Consider the following 23695-nt stretch of genomic DNA (forward strand, 5'->3'; position numbering starts at 1 on the left):
GGTCTAACTCCCAATGAATCAGAACGATTATATTGGGAAAACTCTAAAACCGTGGCCAATTTTAGTTGACCACTACACTTGAGTTCCTATTAGCTTGATAGTTTTGTGTGGGCTGCACTTGGTTATGTAAGATGGCAGTGATTTTGCTCGGGTGCGATTACTACTTTTTATCTCAACAGGAATAATTCGGCCACGTTCGTCGCTGATGATGAGCTCCATCTCGGCTCTAGCATCGTTCCATGAAAAAGTTGGTTCAATACCCAACGACGCTAGTTCCTGGTGAACAAAGTTTTCTGCAATATACCCTTTGTATCCATGGCCTTGTCGTTTGATCTCAAGGTAACTCGTGTCCAGAAAATGGTGTAGTAGACCGACGTCAAGTAGATACAATTTGAATGTGTTTTCTTTTATATGTGCGACGAGTGGAGCCTTAGGCTGCCCCTCAATAGGATAGTTCTTTAACACCAACTGGCGCTTTTGAAGCCAAGTAATGGCGCTTTCGTATTCTGTATAACGTGATTTTCTCTCGTGGACACCTTTAAACTTGAAGCGCTTTACTGAGCCGTCACGGACTGAAGAAAGTTGGGCTGGAATACTTCGAAATACAGACTCGAGTAACCTAGCATCAACGCTACCAGAGTGTTGTCTGAAATCGTGCATGTAACCTTCAATTAGTCTTCTGTGGACTTCAGAGACGGCTTCTATTCGTTGAAGAATGCTGGTTTCTGAGTTTTCGAACCATGTATTAACGGCTTCAGGCATGCCGCCGACGTAGTAGTAGTCATTCAGAAGGTCAGTTAGTTTGGCGTGTGCTACTGGCGAGTTATGCTGTTGTTCAAAAGCGTTTTGAAGTGCTTTTTGCCCTGATGCCCAAATAAATTCTCGGAAGCTCAAAGGCCTCAAGCTGTGCTGTTCGACTTTGCCAACAGGAAATGATGTAAGCTGACCAATGGTCGAGCCACAAGCAGCGATATATGCCTCAGGGGTTTGCTCTGCGAAGTATTTGAGGGAGGTTACTGCCCTTGGGCATTCGCCAATCTCATCTAGAATGAGAAGATCTGTGTCTAAATTGAAGGCTTCTCCAGTTAGGAGCTCAATGTTAGCAATGATGGCCTTTGGGTTTAGAGACCCAGAGAAAGCTTCCATTAACTGAGGGCTTTCTAAAAAATCGATTTTTAGAACTTTTTTAAATTCTCTGCCGAGAAGATCTTGCAATAGGAATGTCTTGCCTGTTTGCCTAGCCCCTTCAATGAGTAGAGGTTTCCTGGTTTTGCTATTTTTCCACGCGATTAGTTTTTGCAGATGTTTCCGATTCACCGAGGCATCCTATTTAAAAGCTTTGAGCATATATAATTACACCTTAATGCGCACAAAAATGCAAAGGAAAACCATTATTGGCGCATAAAAGTGTATTGGTGGTTCTTTTAAGTGTGCATAAAACTGGGGTAAAGTTTCACGTTGGGCATCTAAGCTCGCCCTTAGAACGACGGGCTCTCTACAAAGCCATGCTTGTCTGGTATTTTGAAAACTCAGGAATCTTCGCTGAAGGAAAACTATGCCATATTGCAAAACCGCCTTAATTGTAACCGAGCAAATGAATACGCGATTGGTGCTAGACCAACTGGCTCAAACAATGTTCAATGCGCCTCGTGCTGTCCAGTGTGAGTGGAATCCTGATCAATTTGCTATAGACAACGGGATGAACAACATTCGTGCTGTGATTGATGATGGTAAGGGACTCATTCTGCTGTATTGCCGCTACTCACCATACATTGATATCGGCGAATCGGTAATCAAACAGTTTGCTGCTGAACAAGGCTTTTTAACGGAAAGCTTGGAATGCTAGCTTAAATTCCTGATCTTCAAAAATGGCCACTTTATCTGTTTATATATAAAAATGAAAAAGTGGCCTGGCTCAAAGCTAACCAAAGCTGGCGCTTTGAAGTAAGTCGACCTCTTCATGAGCTATGCTCATGGTTTAGTATTGCTAGAGACTTTTCCTGATTTCAATTATTCCTCTGAGTGGTAAGAGTAGGCTCACTTCAATGCCAAGACACCACTGGTAAAGCTCCAAGGCGGTTAATCACTTCCATATAGCCTGCAAACTGTCGAATGCTAAAAGAATCTACGACAATGGCACTTGCAACCTGAACAAGATCTAGATTCTTACGGTGTTCAATGGAATCATTGAACAACTGCTGCTTGAGTGACACATCGAACTCAACACGAATTCGTGGGTAGCCAACATAGTCTTCATATTGGATAACAAGATACTGTGAATAGCTATTGAACTTTGATGCATAGAGCTCAAAAAGCTCATCAACACTTTCAAAATCAGCAGTGCTGAAACCAAATTTATGATGTTTGAAATCGTAGTAGGTAATTTCTAGCGTGTTAACTATCTCAAATGCGAGCATGTAACAAACTAGTTTTGGGGCTTTGATATACCCTGAGTTGGTTGGCTGTTTATCCATGACTTCTAAGCATGAATTCGAGCGTAAGTTGTTGGTAATGTAAGCTACTTGCGGCAGTTCATTGATGTTAAATTTGATCATTGTATCGCTCCTTTGGTTTAAAGAGTGCTAGATAACAGGCATGACAAATCCACCGCTGTTAAGCAGTGTCGAATTGAATGTCTGAATTTGATTGTAGATTTGTTCATCATGTCTCCAATTTGCTAATAAAAATACAGTTCACACTTACTCGACGAATCGAGCTTTTAGTTATTAGTATTTTTATTAACAGTCGGATACACGAATCAATAGAAGGTATATCTGAACACCAAAGCGTAATCTTTGGATGGGATTAATTTAGTCAGTAAAATTTCATCGACAAGGCTGAGTGAGCAAAAAATTCTTAGATGTGATATAGATCTCTAAATTGTGGGTGGTTGCTCTAAAGCTGTTCAAGCCACTATTTATTGGATGAGGAGAGAGCCACTTTCTCCATTTATATATAAATATCATAAAGTGGTTAAACCAAAGCTTCGCTTTGAAGAGGCTCGACTTATTCATGAGCACAGCTCATGGTTGCTTTCTTTGAGTTTCTTACTTGCTTTAAGTTTTCATGTTCAAGAATTCTCATCCTAGGTGACTAGGCTGCGTTTTTAGACAACACTCTGGGAAATCAAATCTTTCATTTCATCTTTAGTAATGGTACCTGGCATCAAGGCGTTATAGCTAAGACTTCGCTTCTTGGAAAGAAGTCTATTGAGGTTAGCGTCAAACGATGCGTCCTTATATTTGGGATGAATGGCCATTGGTATGTACACATTAACATCCTTCTTTTGTCCTATACGGAATGCACGGTCTGTACTTTGGTCTTCTACTGCTGGGTTCCACCACCGTGTAAGGTGGATGACGTGATTGGCCGCAGTTATAGTTAAACCAACACCTCCCGCTTTTGGTGACAGCAGCATGACATCAAAATCGCCCACAGCGCCGCTCTGGAAATCATCTACATATTGTTTTCGTGTATAACCATCGACCGAGCCATTGATTCTGTGCGGCCTAGAAGGGAGTTGATATCGGTGCTGTAGGTAACCTGAAAGATATTCTTGGACATCAATAGCTTCGCAGAACACCAAAGCCTTTTCTCCAGACTTATGTACATTGTCTAAGATTTCTATTAGTGCAGTAAGTCTTGCGGAACGTTTAACTACTCCGTCGGTTATACCGTTTCCGTCAAACTCTTCTGCGATAAGCGATGCTCTTCGGATTTTTTGTATCGTCTCTAGAACGCCACCAGCCATACCTTTTCTCAGTTGTGCATCTCGAACGATGTTTTCATACTCCGCTGCTTGTAGCTCAGGCATAGGTTTAGCCACTTGATGGATGATTTTTTGAGGAAGTCCCTCAAGATGATCTTCCTTTAATCGCCTAAGCATCAGTGGGGGATTACTTTTTTCTACCAGAAGAGACTTAAGTCTTTGAGCTTCAGAAGGGTCACTTTCTGCTGGTTTAGCATATTCATTATGGAACTGGCTGAGTGAACCGAATAAACCAGGCTGAGCGGTGTCGACAATGCACCATAAATCTTTCAGCTCATTTTCTACGGGAGTGCCAGTAAGCATCAATGTGAAATCAGAAGACAATGATTTTGCCATTTCAGTCATACGAGAGACAGGGTTCTTAATCTTTTGGGCTTCATCAAAGATGGTGATTCCCCAATCAATAGAGAGAAAGTATTTGATCTTGTCTCTAAGCGTTTCATAGGTAGTTAATACCCAGCCACTACCTGATAATAGTGAGTTGCGTTCCATTACACTGTAAGTCTTTATGTCCCTCATTTGAGCTCCATACGCCTCAAATACATCACCCAGCCCCCCTTCCTCTACATGGAGACTAGCTTCGTCTCGCCAGTTTTTAAGCAATCCAGAGGGCGCTACAATCAGAAACGGTTTGGTAGGGTAGTGGTTATCATTCATGAGCTCCTTAACTGATGCTAGGAACGCTAATGCCTGCATGGTCTTGCCTAATCCCATATCATCAGCGAGCAAAGCACCTATCGAGCCTGATTCCCAATGGTCAGCTAACCATTCAACACCAAACTTTTGATGCTCATACAGTGATTTTGTTTTGAGTGCTTTTGGTAGTTTAGGCAGCTTCGGCCTAGCACTATGCTTTATGACCTCAAACTCTACTTCTTCAATATTGTCTTTCACGATTGGAGCCAGAACTTCAAGTGGGGCATCGGGAGGCCCTATATGTTCGTCAAAGGGCTTAAGCATTTTTATAAGTAGGTTTTTGGTTTCCAGTGATACGGGAACACGTTGTCCTTCAAATGATATTTCAGAGACTTCATTGTCTAGTGCGATGTCTATTTCACCTAGAAGTCGCTTCATTTCATCAACTGTAAAATTCACCAGAAGATCATCTATCGGAAAAAATAGTCTTTCATCGTCATCTGGTACCCAGTCTCCTTCCCGTTTTGCAACATATGCGCAAAGTTTGGGTGACCAGACACCAATTGTGTCGATTCGCTGACTAATGAAGTCAGGGGTTTCCACAAAAATTGAATCAAGATCCTCAGGGTTATCTTCCAGATTTAAACGTTCATTAATGATCTTATGTGGATTTGAAACGAAAGCTAATCTCTCTTGGCTATCTTTAGTCTGATAGTCTTTTATTACGCTGAGGACTTTTTGCACTCTAAGGGGAAGAACAACATATACGCCATTGCCAATGGCATAATTCGACCTTGTTGTACTCCAGGCCTTAAAGTGATCCTCAAAGTTTTTCTGCCTAGATTTAGGTATCGCATATTCAACATCAGATTGCCCCTGAATATCCCAGTCTTTTGTGGGATTTGATTTGATCAACAATGGATTAAAAATCCCGTGCTCTTTGATATCTAAAGTAACCCTATCTGCGCGACATATGGTGATATTTTGCAGTTGACCATCCACAACAGAATCGTCAGGTAACAGTTCTTTTATTTCTCCCCATCGAACGAACCTTTCATCTTGGTCTAGTATGTTAGTGCTGTTAAATTCGTCAATCTTAGTGATAATGCTGTAGAGTGGATCAAGGATTAACTCAGTTTGTCCTCTATGCTTTAATTCTATTCCAGCGACCTTGGCTCCCATCATTGGCCTGCCTTCAGGAGTCATTAGTCGATATGACAATTGAAAATTTGGCTGGCTAATTAGCCCTTTGGCTACAATTTTCACTTTGGCGTGTGATACTGGAGGAAGGCACAGTTTTTGGATCTCTACTTCAGTAAGTAATGCAATGAATTGATCAGAGCAATTTATCCCAGAGTCGCTTATAAGTGGAGTGGGTACATCTTCTATGCCACGAAACAAGGGATCCACGACAACATGCGTGTCACCCATCATTAAGCTGTATCTAGACCATTGGCTAGGAGGTAAAATCAAACCCTCATGACTAACCTGAAATAGAAAACCGTTGTCGTTTTTTTGCCATGTAAGTTGAGCGGTTCTAGACATGCATATACTCCTTGTTGGACACCGAAACTCCTGTTAAGTCATTAATTAGTTGTGAAAGTTTATACTGCCACCTTCCATTTTCACTACCAGTGTGAGGGCCAGTGTAGTCAGCCCAATTGACCAAAGATTCCCTGTGGTAACTCTTCAAATAAAGTTTGGGCCTTTTATTGCTGTTATCCCATAACCTGTAGCTACCTACATGGCTCCACTCTGTAATCATTACACCATTGATTACCATTATCAGTGCACTATGATGTGGCTGAGCTCCTGAAAGTGTTGCATAAGTATTACGACCACCTTGTAGAAAGATGTTTGCCTCGGCATAAGCACGAGTTCCCAGTGCTACCCATGCTTCTTGAATATGTCCTTTCTTTAGATAAGCATTCCAAAATCGCTTCCTGTATCTCCAGTGCTTATCAGCAGTTGAGTCCGTCTTAGCGACATGGCTTAGTAAGTTGAAGAAATCATTCATAGTGTTCTCAACCATCCAGCCTTTTATCACATCAAGAGCCAATGAATGGACACCATGCCATTGCTCGGTTGATGTACGTGGATCGCCATATTGTTGGAGGAAGAAATCAGTGAGAAGTTTTTTTATCCTGGATGAAGCTTGGTGGCGAGAGTATGAAGTCAATAACCCTTGTGCGAGTTGGACTCTTAGTAATGGATACTTAAATGAGTCATCTTTTTCTATGAAAAAATCTAAGCATTCTGAAATGAGCTCTACCTGAATGTCTTCGCTATACGTGCTTAAATCTAGTTCTAGTCGCTTTAGGTAAAATAAAAGGGATTCGATTGCGAAACGACCATACTCTAGTCCCATAGAAAGCTTGTATTGGGTAAAAGTTGATTGGAACCCTTTGCTCAATAGCTGTTCACTGCACTCTTGGTGACTGTGCCTATCCAAAATACGGGAATTCAATATCCATTCTTTTATTGTGTTTAGTTTTGTATGTTTATTTGTCGCGACAAGTTCGTAAAGTCCTGAGCGTAAGGGCTCAAATTGTTCTGAATGTAAAGGATATTCTTGAAGAAATGCCTGAATAAAAGGTCTAACAGCCTCTGGTTTCGATGATTCGCCGAGATGTGTAAACAGGATGGTTGTATAGGTTTCATTTTCATAAAGTGGAGGGTTACCATCCACAGGTAACATGAAAGCCCAAGGTACCAAATTCATCTCTTTTCGGCTTAAATCAAGTGATAAGGATTGATGCTGAAATGACTTTAACAGTTTACGGTACACGGCTTGGATATCAGTGGCATTCGGGATAGGAACAGTTGTAAAGCCGTGACGTTCTCTAAGTTTCAGCGCCTCTTTCTTTAGTTGCGATAGAGAAATATCTAGAGCAGTTCTTGAACCGAGAGTTGTGAAGTCATTAAGGTAGTCTTTCAGAGACACTATCTAACTCCCTTTTCGATAAAAGCTTTTTGTGGGGCAGTTAGCGTAGGTGGCGTCATTATGAATCGCAAATCGATTCGACGATTCGCACCATCTGGTGTTGGTGTATCGTGGTCATGGCCCTCAACTGGACGTCCCTCGCCATACCCACTTACTGAGAAAACGGGTTGCCCCGAAGTATTTTGGAGGGTCTCTAGTACGCTTTTGGGTACAACTAGTCGATAAGCCGCGATGGCTCTGTTAGCAGAGAGCTCCCAATTGTCTTTCATTCGACTGGATCTCATTGGAACATTGTCAGTATGTCCTTCGATGAATATTGCATCTACTTTACCTTTTGTCTCGTTGAGGTTTGGACATGAGTAATCATTGGGATGGTTTGCAGCATAGCAAGGTATCACCTCATTCAGGACGCTGCCGATGACTTTTAAATTATTAGTATAATGTTCACTTAGGGTGTCTGCTGCGGTCTTGAATAGCACGGCTTTTTCAGTAAGCCTAAGCACGCCATGGTGAGTATCAATTTCTACTTCAATGTTTTCTTTTGCAAGTTTGAGTCTCAGATTTTGTAGCAGTTCAGTTCTTACCTGTTCTGTGTTCGTTAATTTCCGAACAACTTCTTTACGTGCTTCAGTAACCTCGTTTTGCTTTTGTATAGCGTCTTGAAAGTTGATGATAAATGCGACGAGTGTAATGATGAACACGAGAAGCAATCCAGACATCATATCGGATACAGAAATAAGGTAACCAGCACCTTCATCTTCCAAGAGTTCATGGTGTTCGTTCATAAGTTACCTTTTTATTGATCAGACTGAAGTTGTTTCGTGTAATTGTGAATGTTGGTTTCGAATCCTTTTAGTTTCTCTTCTGCGGCGTTTGAGATAGAAGTAATCGAGGACTCAAAGATATCCGTTTTCCTATCCAGGTTATCTTCTAAAGACTCAATCGCATCCGCGATTTCTTTGGTTGCGGCAGCGAGACTCTGAACAACTTCTGAGGCATGTTTGTCTAATCCAAGAATATAATCATCAGTTTGAGATGCATAACGTTCAAGGCCACTGCTTACATTTCTGAACAAGTTTTCTAGAGTAGTGTCTAGATCAGAGAAGCGCTCTTCGTACTCATTCCAAACTTGGGTCATTTGTTCCTGGACTTCACGTAATGTGCTCAAGGTTGAGTCAACACTACTTGTTGAATCAGCAAGATTAGCGGATGTATTGTTTAATGACTGGATATAATTTTGGAATGTCTCGGCCGTTCGCTGAAAATCTAGATTGGTTTGGTTTGCTTTTTCAGAAAGCTCACCAATCACTCGGATAGATTCAGAGATATCACTGTATAGAGTTTTATTTGCATCGGTCATAGCTTGGTAGTGGGAAGCTGTATCAGTTAACTTGAGAAGGATGTTATCAAACTGCTCTAACCCTTGTTGGAGGTTGCTGGCTAGTTTTTGTGATGCGTCATCAAGTTGTTGGGTTACACTATTTATTGATTTTTCTACGCTATTTAGTAATGAATTAACGGCTTCATCAATTCCCTCGTTGATTTTTGCGCTCCCTTCTGCCATTGCCGTTGACATGCCTGAAACCGCGTTTTGTGCGGCTTTTTGCATCTCATCTTGGCCTTTCGTTAAAGACTCAACTTGAGATTCTAAACTGTCGCTCATGGTTTTAATGGTTGAAGCGAACGCTTTCATTTCTTCACCCGCCGCACCAGCTATCTTATCTGCAAACTCGCCCATAACTTTTGATACTGTCTCGTCACTAGCTGATTTTTGATCAGTTCTAAGCTCGTCTATCGCACTTATCATTGGCTGGGTTACGTGCTGTTCTATTACTTGACCGAGGGATACTGCGAGATCATTGGCAAATGTTTGTAGCGCTAAAGATTGCTTTTGAGATTCCGCTAGATTCTTACTCGCTAGGCGCTCTGCTGAGAAATACTCTACACGAGCGTCTAAAGCTGAATTAAGTTTTTGGCAAGTACTATTGAACAGATGGATGTAGCGCTTTTCATATGCGGAGAAGACTAATGACGTAAGCAAGCCAACGATAGAAGTAATGAAGGCAAGTGAAGCACCATCTAGAAGAGTGTTTAAGGCCTCTTTTGCATCCTTTATGTCGTTTGAGTTTAGGCCAGGTGCTGCGAGTGATATACCAACGGTTAGACCAATGAAAGTACCGACGATCCCCAACCCAGTAAGAATATTAGGTAATGCGTTGTAATAACGGAGGTTGATGTTGGGTAGCAAAAGATTCTTTTGGTTAAAATATACAGCAGGGAGGTGTGTGTTCATGATGACCTCCTTATCGCCATCGAAATCTTCACCAGGCAGCAACAACGTTTCCTCAAACTCTCTCCAAGAGTCTTTTAAATATTTGTCTTCGTTCATCCATTCGCGGAGTTCATAGTAGTACTCAGGGAACTCTAACTTGTTTTTTGGTGTTGCATTGGTCTGCTTGAGGGCGTTGTGCATTGAGCCATTGACTGGAGAAAACCTGAGCCAAAAGCTGATAGCCGACCAAATTGCAATGGCGATAATACCGCCGCAATATAAAAAAATGAATTCGGTTGAAGTGATGAAATTCATCACATTGCTTAAGTTCGCGCTCATCAAAATATCCTAGCCAATTCTGCTGTGTCGGCGCACTACCATGCGCTGATGTTATTATCATTCAGTATCATATTAAAGCAGGCTGCATATGAGCGCCAAGCAATAAGCTTAACTTTTGTGTGAGGGAATAGGCTTTTTCTATCGCTTCTGCTAGGTAGTGCAAACAGGCCACTTTCCCTGTTTATATATAAATATCCAAAAGTGGCTAAACCAAAACTGCGCTTTGAAGAGAGTCGACTGGTTCATGAGCGCAGCTCATGGGGTACATATGTTGTAGAAGTGCTATTCCTGAAGTGGTGGGAAAAAGCGGTAAAGCAAGACAAATGGTATGCTGGTCAGTCATTACAGGATTATGAACTGGTTTTCGTTGAAGGAAGCCTGGGTGTAGGAGCAGCCACTGGTGCAATCTTTATGATTTGTGATTGAATGAGTGAAACTAACACTGGGCACGCCAGTAGTAATGTACAGGGGGAGTGATGGATAACTTATCAGTTTTTTGCGCTGATGTTGGTTCAATCAGTGCCAAGAAGTTTGGGTGGGCTGCAAAACTATGGGGTCAAGCTGAGATTATCACAGGCACTGATATCGAATCATTCACGGTGTTGATTTCTGAATCGATTTTACGAAACGAAAAGGTTGCTCTTGGCTTTGAGTGTCCGCTTTTTGTCCCTATGCGACAAGATCCTAAAAGAGTTAATTCGGCTAGGCTCGGAGAGGGGAATAGAAGTTGGAGTGCAGGGGCTGGTACTGGCGCATTAGGCACGGGGCTCGTGGAAGCTCTGTGGGTTATGAACAGACTGAATGAGCTGCTAGGTTGGTCTCCAAGCGCAGAGTTTTCTTGGACGAAATTTCAGGAAACTGACGCTGTATTTTTATGGGAAGCGTTTGTAACTGGTGGTGCCAAAGGTGTGAGCCATTCGGATGATGCGGTCATCGGCATCAATACGTTCTTAAACTCACTGACAGACTTTGAGGCCTCCAATGCAATTGATGAAAAAACTGTGTTGTATCTTGTGGGGGCTGCTGCACTCAGGTCGGGGTGGAGTAACGATATAGAAATTTTAAGTACTCCTTGCCACGTGATAAAGGCCCAATGAAAAACCAGACTTAATGACTCTCGCAAATAGTAGCAAGCTCTGTAAGCATCACATTTGCTTTTATAAGTGGTTAATTCGGCCTTTTAAAGCTCAGTTACAGCGGTAACCATCTGAGTTTGAGCAAGGGCCCTGCTTTGTGGCTTAGTCTGTACCAGCCCCAAAGTGAAGCTCTCTATGACAGTTGGGGCAAAGTGCTAGAGTATTTTCAATAGTGTCTTTACCTCCATCGGCAAGCCTGATGATATGGTGTACCTCTAAGTAAGGGGTCTGATTACTTTTTCTCGTGAAAGGTGCGGGTGACTTACATCGTTCGCATGTACCTTTCGCTCTGAGTAATACTTCAGCCACGACATCAGGGTTTCTTTTGAAAACAGTTATTGTCGCTTGAACTTTCTCTGGAAACTCCGAGGCTTGAGATAATCTCTTCGCTCTGATTTCAGGCGTATCCAACAGTGCATGATTGATGGCGCTCTCTAGATTCTGATTGATGTAATCTATATGAGAACTATTTTCGATTGATGGTTTCTTATGCGGGGCAAGGGTTGCAAATATTTCTTCTGCTGAGTTGATCTCGAAGTAGTAAACCGTCAAATTCTGTTCGCTTCGTTGACGAAGAGCTAATTTACTTAGCTGTAAGTCGAACCTTCGAAAGTCACCTGTTAGCTTGATGTTAAACTCATTACTATTCGATTTAGGTGATACCCAAGCAGTAGACTGAGTTGAAAAGTCGTGTCGCCTAATACCCCAACGCCTGTTGTTATGTTTGGGTTGATGGTGAATGTAGATGTCAAATCCACTTTCTATCATCCCTTGAGCAATTGATAACAGGTGCGTATCTAAGCTGTTTCGTTTCATGGCGTCGTTTTCCAGTAACCAATAAAGAATGGGTATAATCTACATCGTTTTATGGACAAATTCAGTTGTTTACCATCGATAATGAATAGGCCACTTTCCCTGTTTATATATAAATATCAAAAAGTGGCTAAACCAAAGCTTCGCTTTGAAGAGAGTCGATTGGTTCATGAACGCAGTTCATGGGCTACTTCTTAGTCATTCTTATCGAGTTTAAGAATTCTTAATATGGTTAAGAATTGGTAAGAACCCTCAGGCTAACGGGTTAGCCTGAGGGTTGTTGAGAGTTAATAGGGGCTTAGCTATTCATTAAGGTAGAGCTCTGCCATGCCATCTAAGCGAGTTTTGACTTCTTTCCAGTTCGGCATCACGCTGCTTAATAGCCGCCAAAACTTCTCGCTGTGGTTGTGTTCTGCGATATGGCAAAGCTCATGCAAAATCACGTAATCAATACACTCTTTTGGCGCTTTGATAAGGTGAGGATTGAGCATTAAGCTCCCTTTGGCTGAGCAGCTTCCCCATTGCTTTGTCATCGGCAGAACCCGAAAGCTGGGGATGCCGTCAACCCATTTAGCTTGGGGCAGTAACTCCGATAGACGTTCATGGAACACCCGCTCAGCGCGAACCTTGTACCAATTCTTTACTAGCGCTCTAACCATGGCGGTTTTGTCTTCGTTAAACCTGGTCAAGGTGACCAGTAATTTACCACGGGTCATTTTTACTGAGGGCAGGGCATCGGCATCTTCGATGATCTTTAATACGTAGCGGCGACCGAGGTAGAACTGCATTTCACCGCTGACGTATTGCTTAGGCTGGACATACTCCAAGTGGCCTCTGAACTCTTTAAGCGCATCATAAACCCACTTGGCACGCTTCATCACGGCTTGATGAATATCTTCGCGCTCAGCGTCTTCAGGTGCGGTTACGACCACCTCACAATTGGGATGAACCTTAATTGTGATTTTACGCCTTACTTTTTGCTCCGAAGTGCCTTGAACGTTTGGTTTACGAACGACTTCATAGCTGACAGCTTCATCACCGTAGACGAAGCTGTATTCCTCTTTGTTGCGCTCGATTGAGTTGACCGATGTCATTAATGGTGACCCGCCAAACCTAATCGAGTGATTTGCACAATTTCGTCGACCAAGATCTGAGCCTTATCGACGCCAAGATCGGCAAACAGTAGCGGAAGAATCTCTAGGCTGATCTGGTTTTCGATTTCTACAGGGTTGATAGAGAACTCTGCGACGGCCTTGCGCACTTTCTCGTCAATCTCTAACGCGTAATTAAAGTATTGATCTTCAGTGAGCTGTGCTTCTGCTGTTTCATGTTTCAAAAACAGACCAAAGTAGGCTTGCACATGGCGTTTGATTTTTGGGTCTAGCTCTGCAAAGCGATCGGCTGGTAACCCCTCGACTTTGCGCTCTTTTACTTGCTGTTCAAAATCAGCAAATAGGAGATACTGCTTAACAGGCGCATCAAACATCTCTTTGGCTTGTTGAATCGCTTGTTTCAGCAGCTTCGAAAAGTATTCTTGGGCGTATGGGTCATCGGCAAGGTCTTGCTCAATCATCTTAGTGACACGACCTGTAATCGCGTCCTTTTTGTTACGCGCTTCATCATCACTCAGTTGCTCTGGCTTAACATCTTTACCTATACTGCCGACCAGATACGCACCTTTAGACTCTTGGATCTCAACGCCTCCAATGTGCTTGTCTAGCATGGTACGGATACTCTCAGCGTACTCGTCGTAATCAATGGTTTCTTCAGCATCTTCGCGTACCTGCTTGCGAAGTTCTGCCATGGATTTAAGCGTTTTTTTGTAGAGTTCGCGTTTATCGTCGAAGCTTTTATCTTCGAAGTAGGTGGCGGATTGCAGAGCAACTTTTAGGCAATTGGAGAAAGCCGTTAACGTCGCGTAGAAGTCTTCACGCTTCTTCAGATTGGTATCGGTGAGCTGTCCTTCAATAGTGTCAATCTTTGGTGCAAGAACCTGACGCAGAGCAGGGCCATCTTGTTTATTTGGCACTTCAGCGAAAATTGTCCATAGCTCACTATAAAGCCCTGGCAGCTTCTTATATTCAGTATCCATGCGGCTGTATAAGCCTTTAAGGTCATCGATATCAAAACCACCTTGGGTGCGCTCGGCCAAGTCTTGGTAGTCCGCAATGGTGGCATCTAGCTCTTTTAAGATGCCACGGTAATCGATGAGGTAACCAAACTCTTTTTTCTGATGTAGTCGGTTCACTCGAGCGATGGCTTGGATAAGGTTATGTTGTTTCAGCGGCTTATCGATGTACAGCACGGTGTTCTTTGGTTCATCAAAGCCTGTTAGAAGCTTGTCTACCACGATCATCAAATCTGGGCCATCGTCTTTGGCGAACTCTTCAATGATGCGTTTGGTGTAGGCTTTTTCATCTTCGTTGCCGACATTATCCTTCCACCAATTTTGCACCATGTCTTTGCTTTCACCATCGACCGTATCGTACCCTTCACGGGTGTCTGGCGGTGACATAGCAACAACCGAGGTCACCTTACCAATTTGGTCAAGAAGCTTCTTGTATTGGATGGCAGAGGCTTTTGAGTCGCAAGCAAGCTGACCTTTTAAACCTTGGCGCTTAAAGTTTTGGAAGTGGTCAGAAATGTCATGAGCGATAAGCTCAATACGACCCTCGGTTTGATAGATTTGACCTTTCTGAGCAAACTTTTTCTTCAAATCGGTACGCTGTTTTTCGGTCAGCTTATCCGTGATGCGATCAAACCAAGCATCGAGCGCTTTGTCGTTGGTGCTTAACTCGGGTACACGTTCTTCATACAGCAAAGGAGTTACCGTTTTGTCTTCCACTGCTTGTTGCATGGTATACGAGTGGATGATCTTACCGAACTTGTTTTCTGTCTTATCGTCTTGCAGTAGCGGTGTTCCCGTAAAGCCAATGTAAGCAGCTTTTGGCAGGGCTTGTTGCATTCGAATGTTGTTTTCACCGTTTTGGCTGCGGTGCCCTTCATCAACCAGCACAATCATATCAGGGCTGTCGTTGTAACACTCTGGTAGTTCAATCGCGGTGCCAAACTTGTTGATGATGGAGAAGATGATGCGCTCGTTGCCTTTGCCGATTTGCTCCGCTAAGCGGCGGCCTGTTGTAGCCATGGCCGTTTTACGATCTTTTTCAGACAGTGCACCACCAGAGGCAAATGTTCGTGCTAGCTGATCTTCCAAATCAACACGGTCAGTAACGACAACAACACGGCACTTGGCGAGCTCTTTAATCCAAATCAGTGCCTTGGATAAGAACACCATGGTGAAAGACTTACCTGAGCCCGTGGTGTGCCAAATAACGCCGCCGTTACGTGCGCCTTTCTCATCGAAAGAAGTAACACGTTCAATCAGGGCTTTAATGCCAAATACTTGCTGATAACGCGCCACGATTTTGCCCGCTTTTTTATCAAACAAGGTGAAAAGTTGAGTCATTTCCAGAAGGCGGTCATGTCGAAGCAGCGATACCAACAAGCGGTCTTGGTCAGTCACCATTAAATCACCGCCCGCAATCAGCGATAGGTATTCATCACGTACTATGGCTGGGCGGTGCGCAAACAGTTTATCTAGCTGATCTGGCGTCAGCGGTGCGTTTTTAAGGCGTGCAAAGGTGGCATCGGTGATTTGTTCTTCTTTCCATTTCGCCCAAAATTTACTCGGTGTGCCGCAGGTGCCGTATAAGCCTTCATTTCCGTTCACCGACATGAGTAATTGGCTGTAGGCAAATAGGTGTGGGATCTCATCGACTTTTTGGTTGCGGATGTTTTGCGAGATACCTTCGGCAACCGTTGGCTTGCCCTCATGAGAGGAGTCGGGGCGCTTGGCTTCAATCACTACCCAAGGCAGGCCATTCACAAAGCAGACAATATCGGGAATACGCTTGCCCGTGCCGTGCGCATTTTCCACTTCAAGCTCTTCAGTAAAATGGAACTGGTTGTTTTCTGGGTTTTGCCAATCAATGATATCAATCGTTGGGTTGGCTTTTTTACCCTCGACAAACTCGGTTACGCTTATGCCGTAGGTGAGGGCGTTATACAGCTTTTCATTCGCCGCTTTTAGCCCTTCATTCATCGCAGGGTTGGCAAGCTCATGGACGATTTTATCCATCGCAGCGTCTGATAGCTGGCGATCTTTACCCATAAACGAGAAGGTTTTGTGTTTCAGTACATCACGCAGAACATCAGGCAAAATGACCGTGGAAAGATTGCCACGCTTCACCACACACTCGCTTGGTGGAATGAACTGATAGCCAAGATTGGTGAGCAAGGTTAACGCGGGAATTTTCGCGCTTTGTTCTTCTCGGAAGTTGGGTAAATTGCCTGACATTGTCGTCCCTTATTATTGAGTCGTTTTTGTTTTTATTGTTGCTTTTACTTTTAATGTAGTTTGCGTTTTTTGGCCTGATTGAAGTCGATGACGTTATCGGGAATGTCTTCGCTCTGCGTGTCAGGGGCAATCTCTTGGAAATACTCATGGATTGCTTGGTTGAGTTCCGCATTCATCTCGTCCAGATAGCTGTCATCTGGAATGCCACGCTTAATCATTTCGGCGTGCATCATCTGTCGGCGTAGAGATCCAAACGACTGGCGGATGAGCTTGTCCTCGTTGTCGCCCAATTCGCTGTAGGTCTGCATCCAATCAATGAACATCTCTTCGTCAGGGTGAAAGTAGTCTTTCTTTTGTTTGGTTGAGCGAATCAAACTGTTGATCCAGTCATCAAATTCAGCGCACTGTTCCTGCCCTTTGGGTAAGGAGCCGATTCGGTACACTCGGTCTTCAAATTGCCACGCAACATCATTAATGTGGCTTTGTACACTGCGGTCACCGCGTTGACAAAAGAATGGTCTAGGATGAAGTTTGATGAACTCATTGAACATTTCTTCGAAGCTCTCTTCATCGCACATTTCGAACTCTTCACCAAAGAATTGCATGTTGTTAAACAGCCGTTCCAGCAGTTGGTTAGTAAATTCGAGCCAATCCCCTTTTTGAATGCCAACAAACACCATGGCGTAGCGGGTTTCGACATGCATGGCAATTAGCACCTTTTTACGTTGAACGTTGACCGCATGCACCAACCAAGCACTGATGGGTACTGTAGGGGTATTCAAAACATTCATGGCTTCAGTTCCACTGACCGAATCCGTCGGCGGCGCTTCTAAGGGAGAGACTTTTTTGCCATTGCGCTTTACGGTGAAAAAGTCCGCAGCGGCTTTGGTGCAGTTAAACACTAACATTTGGTATTACCTAGCTTTGAAAGTCTAAATTAATGTGTGACGCATTGCGTCACACATTGGTATAGAATTAAGATATGCGTTAGGCCGCAACTTCTTCATCCACTTTTACACGGCGCTTACCCGTCAACAACTGCTGCATTAGTGCCTTTTTCTCTTGCTTAAAGTGAGCAAGTTTTGCCTCCAGAATGTCTACTTCGTTATCAGCACAGCTTAATACTGAAGCAATCTTTTTTTGTTCTTCTAAAGGCGGCAGTGGTATGAAACATTTAGCCATATGTGATGGCCCAAAGTTCAATTGCGCAGAGCCTGTAATCTGCCGTCTTATTTGGTTTTTGAATAAATCTGACATCATAAAGTACCGCATGTATGTCAGACAGGCAGTAGTCTCTGATTTCACTTTAAATCTCATCGTGCTGGTATTCATACAGAGAGGTAAATGTGTTTGATTTATAAATGCAATTTTCTCATCAAATCGTTCGACAGAAATCCCAGAGCACGCAATTACCAAGTCACCACTATCAGCTAGGAAGTGACTATACGACCCATATGCTTCTTCACTTGAAATGTAAGTCGATGTATTCGAAAGGTCTATTCGAGACTGTTGGATATTTGTACCATTAAATAGCTTCACACCGTTTTCTGTAAATTGATGTTTTCTTACACCTGGCCCTTCTTGATACCAGTAATGCTTAGAAATTAGCTCAACTTCCCAATCATCTGGAATATCACCAATTTTACTTAAAGCAAAACCCTCTCGAACAGAGCGTGAGGAAGTACTTTTCACCAAACGCTTCTTACCCGTCAAAAGCTGCTGCATCAGAGCTTTTTTCTGTTGCTTGCTGGTTTCAATCAGCTTTTCAGTGGTGGAAATCGCTTTGTCCCATGTTGAGAGGACTTTGGCGATTTTGTCTTCTTCTTCTCTTGACGATGCAACCATCAATGGAAGTTCAGCTAAAATCGCCGTATTCATATTTGGCATCGTTTGGCCGACTGCATTCTGCTCTAGCCATTTTTTCACAGCATTTTTCTGTAGAAAATAAGACAAAAATAACGGTGAATGAGCTTTATTTGGTGTCGCTTTTAAACAACCTGTGCCGCATAAACTTCTTGGATAGTCTGATTCAATTAATGCAAAACGAGCGACATCGCCACGGCGACTAAAGAGTAAATCACCAGATTGCAGCGTATGTTTTTTAAGATCATCAGCTCGGTGCTCTGGTATCTTTGCTGCTGATTCATTATTAGCTCGATAATTAATTAGGTCTTTAGGCATAAGTACAGGTACGCCCTCATCCGTGTACTCATGAGCATGCAATTGGCTTCCGAATGGGCCTGTTTGTAAGCTCCCAGAGCATACTTCGCCTAGTGAAGTTAATTTCCAACCATTAGGCACCATAACCCAACTCCTCTAGGTAGCCCGCCATTTCTGCTTCTAGATCAGCTAACTCAGTTTGTAGCGCTAAACGTTCAGTGCGTACCGCAACCAAGTCGATCTCTTCTTCTTCCTCAAAGGTATCGACATAGCGTGGAATGTTGAGGTTGTAATCGTTCTCGGCAATCTCTTCCAGCGTAGCTAGGTACGAGTATTTATCGGTAGTTTCACGCGCCTTATAGGTATCAACAATCTTTTGGATGTTATCTGGGGTTAGCTGGTTCTGGTTCTTACCAGATTTGAACTCACGAGATGCGTCAATAAACAGTACCTTGTTATCATCTTTCTGCTTTTTGAAGATAAGGATCGCAGCAGGGATACCTGTGCCAAAGAACAGCTTTTCTGGTAGACCAATCACCGCATCTAGCAGGTTTTCATCGATAAGCTGTTTACGGATTTTACCCTCTGATGAAGCGCGGAATAGTACGCCATGAGGCACAACCACACCCATACGGCCAGTTTGTGGTTTAAGTGTTTCAATCATGTGCGAGATAAACGCATAGTCGCCTTTGGTCTTTGGCGGGATGCCACGACGGAAGCGACCAAAGTGGTCATTTCCCGCATCTTCAAAGCCCCACTTATCAAGGCTGAACGGAGGATTCGCTGTAACCACATCAAAGTGGAGCAGGCCACCGTCTTTGTCTTGTAGTTTAGGGTTGCGGATCGTATCGCCCCATTCAATGCGGTGGTTATCTTCGCCATGCAGGAACATGTTCATCTTTGCCAGTGACCAGGTTGAACCAATCGCTTCTTGGCCGAACAGTGCATATTGCTTTGAGCCTGCAAAGTTCTTTTGTACTTGTTTACCACACTTCATCAATAGTGAGCCTGAGCCAGCACATGGGTCACAGATACTATCGCCTGGCTTTGGCTCTAGGATAATGGAAAGGAGATCAGAGACCTCTGGCGGAGTATAGAATTCACCCGCCGATTTACCGCTGCCAGCAGCGAAGTGTTTGATGAGGTACTCGTAGGCGTTACCAATCACGTCTAGCGAACCGACGCGGCTTGGACGCAGGTTTAGCGTCTCTTTGCCAAAGTCTTCTAATAGGTGACGCAGAATGTCGTTCTTTTGTTTTTCATCACCGAGTTTATCGGTGTTAAAGCTGATGTCTTGGAAGACGTTCTTTAGCTTAGTGCCGTTAGCTTCTTCAATCGCGTGTAATGCCGTGTCTATGCGCGTGCCGTTACCAGCCTCAAAACGCGCTTCATACAAGTCCCAGAAGGTCGCACCTGCTGGAATTTTGAAAGACTGTTTTGACATCATGGCGGCGATCATCTGCTCATTGCCATCAAACTGCTTGGAAAGCTCATCAAACTTATCTTGGTGTACATCAGAAATGTACTTTAAGAACAGCATAGTAAGGATGAAATCTTTGTAGATAGAGGGATCAACCGTACCACGGAAGGTGTCACAGGCAGCCCATACGGCTTTGTTGATTTCATCTTGATTGATTGGTGTATTGACCATGGTTTCCCAGCCTTAATTACTTCGATTTTAATTGGTTAGAATTCTGGATTAAGTCAGTAGCAATAGCATTAAGCTGCTGCTGACGGTTGTTGATAAGCTTATGAAGCAGTGCATTTTCCTTGATGCTGGCTTCATAGAGTTTGGCAATCGTGTTTTGTGTCTCGATATTTGGCAGTGCAATAGGTGTAGAGGCTAACACAGGTTTGCGAATGCTGATCTGTAAACTCCCTTCCGAGCCGCGTTTTAGGTAACTCTGCGCAGGAGGTTGGTTGAGTTGCCATGTTAAAAACTGTGTATTGACCGCCCCCTTGAGTTCTGGCTTTAAACGCAACAGAAACAGGCTAGGCGAACAGACGGTACTCTCCAATTCAGATCCCACATAGCATGCCAGTTGCCTTGCGCCTTTGGCACTGAATAGCACATCGCCTTGTCGTAGCCAGTCAGGTCGTTTTTTTCCTGTCAGATCGGTAACGATAAGGTTATCGGTTATCAGCTCTCCAAGATCTGAAATGTCCTTGGCTTGTATCGCTCGCACACCACCCGAGGGGATATCTCGGATAGCCCCCCTAAAAGGATATCCTGCCTGAATCGTGACAAGCTCGGATAAAGCGACAGATTCTGAGGTACGTTTTCCCTCGATCATGACAATACATTCTTTCGATATTGAGTAATCAGTTCATTTTGACAGGTTAAACAAATCTTTCAATGAGATTATTACAGTATTCACATGATGCAAAAATAAGTTTGACATTGCTCATATATGCAACTAAATTATTTATTGCAGTATATAAATGGTGCAATTGATTGCTAGTGTTCCTATATAGTACTCCCGTTGTTTTTGAAAGCTAATCTGAGATGAGGATGTGCAATGTCGAATGTATTGAAAGCGGAAGCATCGGGGTGTGCTGAGCAGTCCCTTTCTCAGTTATTAGCACATGTGAACACGGTAATTAAACGTGGTGTCCCTGGTCGGCATTGGGTGACGGCAGAAGTAACCAGTATCAATAGAAATCGCTCTGGCAATGTGTACTTGCAGTTATCAGATAGCAGTGAGGATGGGTCGGAGTCACAAGCGCGTGCGGTTATTTGGTCAAATAGAACCTCTATTATTGATGCGTTTGAAAAGAGTACTCAAATGACCTTTACAGAAGGTTTGAGCATGCTTTGTTTAGTCGAAGTTCAGTTTCATACCAAGTATGGTCTCAACTTGACCATCGTCGATATCAATCCAAGCTACACGATTGGGGCATTTGAGCTAAAGTTACAGTCGATCCGCAACTGGCTAGCCGATAAAAGAGAAGCAGAGTTAAATCTACGCTTGATAACGCCTACGGAGTTTACAAGGGTTGCCGTCATTGCTCCGCAAAATGCCGCTGGGTTAAGTGACTTTCGCAGTGTGGCGCACTTGCTTGAACAGCACGACCTATGTCAGTTCGACTATTTCTACGCATCCTTTCAAGGAGAGGCGAGGGTAAGAACCATTGAGATGGCCTTTACTGAACTGGTTCAAAATGAACATGTGTATGATGCAGTGTGTGTTATTCGAGGCGGTGGTGATAAGGCTGGGCTTAACGAACTCAGCGAACCGAAACTGGCACGATTGGTTTGCCGTTGCCCATACCCTGTTTTCACAGGGATTGGGCACAGCACGGATTCTGTGATCCTCGATGAATTCGCTAATAAAGCCTTTGCGACGCCTACCAAGGTCATTGATCACATCAAACATAGCATAATCCAAAACGCGCAGTCTGTTAGTGCGAGTTATTCAACGCTTCAAAACATAGCGAAGTCGATATGTGAACAACAGCGTCAATCAATTACACACCAGAAAGAACGCATTGGTGCAGGACAGAGTGCCACATTAAGTTATTGGCGTAGTCAGGTTGAAGAGTTTGGTCAGCGGCTGTTTGAGCGAGCGCACAACCGAGTGAGAGAAAATGGAGACTCGGTAAATCGACAGTTCCAACATCTGAGTGCCAACGCAAACCAGAAACTAAATTCTTCACGTATGCGGCTTAATCGCCTCCAAGAGCAAGTGTATCACCAATCAAAAGGCGCGTTGAGTCGTGCCAAATCTGCCGCCCTTTCGGAGCAGCAGATTATGAAACAATCGAGTGTCGCTGTAATGATGCTGGCGAAGCAAAATGTTTTATCGGACTACAGGGACTTAAAGCAGTTAGCAGAACATCGGGTTCACAACCATAAACGAGACACTCGTCAACTTTGGCTCAACCTGAGCCAGTCTTCCAAAACCGCGATACATATTGCCAGTAATCAGACGGTTGCAGCCTCAAACTCATTGGTGATGTATGCGCGTATGCATGTACAGGGCCAGAAAAATCAGATCCAACAAGACAAGAATGTCCTCTTTGTAAACGCCAATAGGGCTTTGTCTATTCACCAAGATTTAGTCCGAAATGACAAGCGATTAATTGAGGCCTATGACCCTCAAAGAGCTTTAGAACGAGGCTACGCACTGATGTGTGATGATGAAGGCCACGTAATTAAAAGCACTCAACAACTTTTAAATAATCAACAGTATACAGTCCAATTGCATGATGGCAGTGCGACGGTAACCAAACACTCTTTCCAGAAGGATGCGAAGAATGAACCAACAAACTAGCAGTTACATGGATAATTACTCACAGCTTAAATCAGCAGCAGAGGAGCTTTCTCAGCAAAACGTTCCAGATGTTGATCGCATCATCCCACTTGTAAAACAGGGAACAGAAGCCTACCAGCACTGCATGAGCCGTATTCAGCAAGTAGAAAAAATGCTGCAAGAGATAGAGCAGCAGGCGAGCTCTAGCCAGTAAAATGTAAACATACAGAGGTAAAGGCTACTAATGTCTTTACCTCTAATCAAAAATGTGAGTGCCATTGGGCTCTGATTGACGCAATCCTCGAATTATTTTTAAAGGCCTCCAGTATCTAATCCGCCAAGCACAGTCTTACAAGACCATTCTGAATTTCAATTCAACTGTAGACTGAGAAGCTGTGACTACACAATAAAAATTGATCTACATCAAGTAAATGTAATTTAATTTTATCGCATCCATTCGAACCAACTTTCACAAACATTGACTCAACTTGGTCGTAACTATCTGAATAATAGTGATTTTTGCTGATTTTTTACTATTATAAATAATAATCTGTAATTCAATTATTATTTATAATATTTTCAATAAAATCAATGGCTTGAAGTATTTGTTTCTTTAAGGTTACTATTTGTGTCGAAGGCAAAAACAATAATAAGAATACAACTATCACAACAATATAAAGGCTTTTTGCAATGACAAAATCAAACACAGAGATCCGTAACTTGAAGGAAGAGCTCGAGAAAGCGCAATCAAGATCGCGAGCCAGAAATCTAACGCTGGATAATTTTTACGAGAAGGTAAGTACGCTACAACAGAATTTGGATGACGTACTGTACAAGCATGATCAGCGAGGCATCGAGGCTAGTATTACAGTCTATACCAAGGTCGCTAGTGCCTATAATGGTGTGCCACAGGCCACATTCGTCGATTTAGTTCGGAACACTAAAGGCTGGAAATTGGTGGGCGTTCGTCGTGATACGGGGATTCCAGCAGATATCCAGATCCACAATCTAGA

The 23695-nt window shown here is 43.3% G+C and carries 19 protein-coding genes; 6 read left to right on the top strand and 13 right to left on the bottom strand.

Annotation, left to right across the window (positions count from 1 at the left end):
* Nucleotides 1-72: 72 nt before the first annotated feature.
* The gene (locus R8N28_RS22480; RefSeq protein ID WP_318183438.1) at nucleotides 73-1317 is read right to left on the bottom strand and encodes an ATP-binding protein; all 1245 of its coding nucleotides are present in this window, start codon (nucleotides 1315-1317) and stop codon (nucleotides 73-75) included.
* Between the two features lie 238 nt (nucleotides 1318-1555).
* Between R8N28_RS22480 and R8N28_RS22485 the strand changes: the two genes are divergently transcribed.
* Nucleotides 1556-1846, top strand: a complete 291-nt coding sequence (locus tag R8N28_RS22485; protein WP_065274453.1) for a hypothetical protein — start codon at nucleotides 1556-1558, stop codon at nucleotides 1844-1846.
* A 196-nt stretch (nucleotides 1847-2042) separates the two neighbouring features.
* Here R8N28_RS22485 and R8N28_RS22490 read toward each other — a convergent pair whose 3' ends face one another.
* The 5 genes from R8N28_RS22490 to zorA form a co-directional block, all read right to left on the bottom strand.
* Nucleotides 2043-2555 carry a hypothetical protein gene (locus R8N28_RS22490; RefSeq protein WP_065274454.1) on the bottom strand — a complete coding sequence of 171 codons (513 nt, stop codon included), beginning with the start codon at nucleotides 2553-2555 and terminating at the stop codon, nucleotides 2043-2045.
* Between the two features lie 551 nt (nucleotides 2556-3106).
* Nucleotides 3107-5950, bottom strand: a complete 2844-nt coding sequence (locus tag R8N28_RS22495; RefSeq protein WP_065274455.1) for a DEAD/DEAH box helicase — start codon at nucleotides 5948-5950, stop codon at nucleotides 3107-3109.
* On the bottom strand, nucleotides 5943-7349 hold the full coding sequence (locus tag R8N28_RS22500) for an EH signature domain-containing protein (RefSeq protein ID WP_065274456.1): 1407 nt from the start codon (nucleotides 7347-7349) through the stop codon (nucleotides 5943-5945). Before R8N28_RS22500 ends, R8N28_RS22495 begins: the two co-directional genes overlap by 8 nt.
* The gene (locus R8N28_RS22505; protein ID WP_065274457.1) at nucleotides 7349-8134 is read right to left on the bottom strand and encodes a flagellar motor protein MotB; all 786 of its coding nucleotides are present in this window, start codon (nucleotides 8132-8134) and stop codon (nucleotides 7349-7351) included. Before R8N28_RS22505 ends, R8N28_RS22500 begins: the two co-directional genes overlap by 1 nt.
* An 11-nt stretch (nucleotides 8135-8145) precedes the next feature.
* The gene (gene zorA, locus R8N28_RS22510) at nucleotides 8146-9960 is read right to left on the bottom strand and encodes an anti-phage ZorAB system protein ZorA (RefSeq protein WP_065274458.1); all 1815 of its coding nucleotides are present in this window, start codon (nucleotides 9958-9960) and stop codon (nucleotides 8146-8148) included.
* Nucleotides 9961-10161: 201 nt separating this feature from the next.
* Here zorA and R8N28_RS22515 point away from each other — a divergent pair, with 201 nt between their 5' ends.
* Both R8N28_RS22515 and R8N28_RS22520 read left to right on the top strand, forming a co-directional pair.
* Nucleotides 10162-10386, top strand: a complete 225-nt coding sequence (locus tag R8N28_RS22515) for a hypothetical protein (RefSeq protein WP_065274459.1) — start codon at nucleotides 10162-10164, stop codon at nucleotides 10384-10386.
* A 50-nt stretch (nucleotides 10387-10436) separates the two neighbouring features.
* Nucleotides 10437-11057: a hypothetical protein gene (locus R8N28_RS22520; RefSeq protein WP_065274460.1), complete on the top strand. Its 621-nt coding sequence runs from the start codon at nucleotides 10437-10439 to the stop codon at nucleotides 11055-11057.
* A gap of 141 nt (nucleotides 11058-11198) precedes the next feature.
* Here R8N28_RS22520 and R8N28_RS22525 read toward each other — a convergent pair whose 3' ends face one another.
* The 7 genes from R8N28_RS22525 to R8N28_RS22555 all read right to left on the bottom strand — a co-directional run bounded on the left by R8N28_RS22525 (nucleotide 11199) and on the right by R8N28_RS22555 (nucleotide 20723).
* Nucleotides 11199-11912, bottom strand: a complete 714-nt coding sequence (locus R8N28_RS22525) for an HNH endonuclease signature motif containing protein (RefSeq protein WP_065274461.1) — start codon at nucleotides 11910-11912, stop codon at nucleotides 11199-11201.
* 299 nt (nucleotides 11913-12211) lie between these two features.
* On the bottom strand, nucleotides 12212-13003 hold the full coding sequence (locus R8N28_RS22530; RefSeq protein ID WP_065274462.1) for a M48 family metallopeptidase: 792 nt from the start codon (nucleotides 13001-13003) through the stop codon (nucleotides 12212-12214).
* Nucleotides 13003-16269 (bottom strand): HsdR family type I site-specific deoxyribonuclease, encoded by a 3267-nt coding sequence (locus R8N28_RS22535; protein WP_318183439.1) that lies wholly within the window; start codon nucleotides 16267-16269, stop codon nucleotides 13003-13005. The genes R8N28_RS22530 and R8N28_RS22535 overlap by 1 nt, the downstream gene beginning before the upstream one ends.
* A gap of 50 nt (nucleotides 16270-16319) precedes the next feature.
* Nucleotides 16320-17177, bottom strand: a complete 858-nt coding sequence (locus tag R8N28_RS22540; RefSeq protein ID WP_065274464.1) for a DUF6933 domain-containing protein — start codon at nucleotides 17175-17177, stop codon at nucleotides 16320-16322.
* A 79-nt stretch (nucleotides 17178-17256) separates the two neighbouring features.
* Nucleotides 17257-18573 carry a restriction endonuclease subunit S gene (locus R8N28_RS22545; protein ID WP_065274465.1) on the bottom strand — a complete coding sequence of 439 codons (1317 nt, stop codon included), beginning with the start codon at nucleotides 18571-18573 and terminating at the stop codon, nucleotides 17257-17259.
* Nucleotides 18563-20080: a type I restriction-modification system subunit M gene (locus R8N28_RS22550; protein WP_065274466.1), complete on the bottom strand. Its 1518-nt coding sequence runs from the start codon at nucleotides 20078-20080 to the stop codon at nucleotides 18563-18565. The genes R8N28_RS22545 and R8N28_RS22550 overlap by 11 nt, the downstream gene beginning before the upstream one ends.
* 16 nt (nucleotides 20081-20096) lie before the next feature.
* A complete protein-coding gene (locus R8N28_RS22555; RefSeq protein ID WP_065274467.1) occupies nucleotides 20097-20723 on the bottom strand; it encodes a restriction endonuclease subunit S in 627 nt (208 codons plus the stop codon).
* Between the two features lie 225 nt (nucleotides 20724-20948).
* On the opposite strand from R8N28_RS22555, the gene R8N28_RS22560 reads away from it, so the two are divergent.
* From R8N28_RS22560 to R8N28_RS22570, 3 genes are all read left to right on the top strand, one after another.
* Nucleotides 20949-22703 carry an exodeoxyribonuclease VII large subunit gene (locus R8N28_RS22560; protein ID WP_065274468.1) on the top strand — a complete coding sequence of 585 codons (1755 nt, stop codon included), beginning with the start codon at nucleotides 20949-20951 and terminating at the stop codon, nucleotides 22701-22703.
* Entirely contained in the window at nucleotides 22687-22896 is a 210-nt protein-coding gene (xseB, locus tag R8N28_RS22565) for an exodeoxyribonuclease VII small subunit (protein ID WP_065274469.1), read from the top strand. Before R8N28_RS22560 ends, xseB begins: the two co-directional genes overlap by 17 nt.
* Nucleotides 22897-23372: 476 nt before the next feature.
* Nucleotides 23373-23695: hypothetical protein (locus R8N28_RS22570; protein ID WP_318183440.1), on the top strand; the 323-nt coding region annotated here is incomplete at its 3' end.

Source organism: Vibrio sp. Vb1554 (genome assembly GCF_033344235.1).

Coding starts and splice junctions, on each gene's coding strand:
- R8N28_RS22485 (WP_065274453.1), top strand. CDS start 1,556: ATGCCATATTGCAAAACCGCCTTAATTGTAACCGAGCAAATGAATACG.
- R8N28_RS22490 (WP_065274454.1), bottom strand. CDS start 2,555: ATGATCAAATTTAACATCAATGAACTGCCGCAAGTAGCTTACATTACC.
- R8N28_RS22495 (WP_065274455.1), bottom strand. CDS start 5,950: ATGTCTAGAACCGCTCAACTTACATGGCAAAAAAACGACAACGGTTTT.
- R8N28_RS22505 (WP_065274457.1), bottom strand. CDS start 8,134: ATGAACGAACACCATGAACTCTTGGAAGATGAAGGTGCTGGTTACCTT.
- zorA (WP_065274458.1), bottom strand. CDS start 9,960: ATGAGCGCGAACTTAAGCAATGTGATGAATTTCATCACTTCAACCGAA.
- R8N28_RS22520 (WP_065274460.1), top strand. CDS start 10,437: ATGGATAACTTATCAGTTTTTTGCGCTGATGTTGGTTCAATCAGTGCC.
- R8N28_RS22525 (WP_065274461.1), bottom strand. CDS start 11,912: ATGAAACGAAACAGCTTAGATACGCACCTGTTATCAATTGCTCAAGGG.
- R8N28_RS22530 (WP_065274462.1), bottom strand. CDS start 13,003: ATGACATCGGTCAACTCAATCGAGCGCAACAAAGAGGAATACAGCTTC.
- R8N28_RS22535 (WP_318183439.1), bottom strand. CDS start 16,269: ATGTCAGGCAATTTACCCAACTTCCGAGAAGAACAAAGCGCGAAAATT.
- R8N28_RS22540 (WP_065274464.1), bottom strand. CDS start 17,177: ATGTTAGTGTTTAACTGCACCAAAGCCGCTGCGGACTTTTTCACCGTA.
- R8N28_RS22545 (WP_065274465.1), bottom strand. CDS start 18,573: ATGGTGCCTAATGGTTGGAAATTAACTTCACTAGGCGAAGTATGCTCT.
- R8N28_RS22550 (WP_065274466.1), bottom strand. CDS start 20,080: ATGGTCAATACACCAATCAATCAAGATGAAATCAACAAAGCCGTATGG.
- R8N28_RS22555 (WP_065274467.1), bottom strand. CDS start 20,723: ATGATCGAGGGAAAACGTACCTCAGAATCTGTCGCTTTATCCGAGCTT.
- R8N28_RS22560 (WP_065274468.1), top strand. CDS start 20,949: ATGTCGAATGTATTGAAAGCGGAAGCATCGGGGTGTGCTGAGCAGTCC.
- xseB (WP_065274469.1), top strand. CDS start 22,687: ATGAACCAACAAACTAGCAGTTACATGGATAATTACTCACAGCTTAAA.